This window comes from Halobaculum sp. EA56 (assembly GCF_051195075.1).
Lineage (GTDB): Archaea > Halobacteriota > Halobacteria > Halobacteriales > Haloferacaceae > Halobaculum.
Genome location: NZ_JBNTJX010000128.1, coordinates 1 through 657, shown reverse-complemented (window position 1 = coordinate 657; position 657 = coordinate 1). Strand labels below are relative to the sequence as shown.

Genomic DNA, 657 nt, shown 5'->3' with positions numbered 1-657 from the left:
GGTGTTTGGCCTCGTCGATTTCTTCGGCGGTCATTCCGTATCCGGAACCGAACAGTCGGAACGTCTCTCCGACCGTCAAGCGGTCGTAAAGCAGTGGTTCCTGTGGACACCAGCCAACGGTTCCCGTCCGTTCGACTGTTCCGGAATCCTGTTCGAGGACACCGACGAGGATGTTCATGAGCGTGGATTTGCCCGACCCGTTCGCGCCGACGATCCCGACGATTTCCCCCGTCCGAATTTCGAGATCGGCATCGGTGAGGACGGTCACTGACCGCGTAAATGGAAAACTCGATCCGTACGTTTTTTCAATCTCATTAGCACGGACGAGTACCTTGTTGCTTGTAGCTTCTCCTTTGGTGGTTGTGGACGCTTCCATAGGTGTATACACACGCTTCTAATTCACTGCGATTACTGTTTCAAATCAAAACTATTTGCAGCAAACTCGTAAGCAATCAGGAATTGAGTATACAGCTAATGCTAGACTCTAAGCATCAGATTTCTCTTGACTTTCTGTATACTGTTCCCTATACGTTGTTTCACAGTTCTCACTGCAAAACTGCTGGAGTGAACCACCGACACGGGTGGCTAGTCCGTCTTCACCGACAGTGGTTCCGCAATTTGCACATTTGAGTGCGGATTCAGTCCCCTCGGCATACG

At 50.8% G+C, this 657-nt stretch carries 1 protein-coding gene and 1 pseudogene; both read right to left on the bottom strand.

What is annotated here, in order from left to right:
• Positions 1-268, bottom strand: a 268-nt coding sequence (locus ACQUQ1_RS22560; RefSeq protein ID WP_435066405.1) for an ATP-binding cassette domain-containing protein, incomplete at its 3' end; no start/stop codon positions are given.
• A gap of 216 nt (positions 269-484) precedes the next feature.
• Positions 485-657: pseudogene (locus ACQUQ1_RS22555) on the bottom strand (AsnC family transcriptional regulator); the annotation flags it as partial.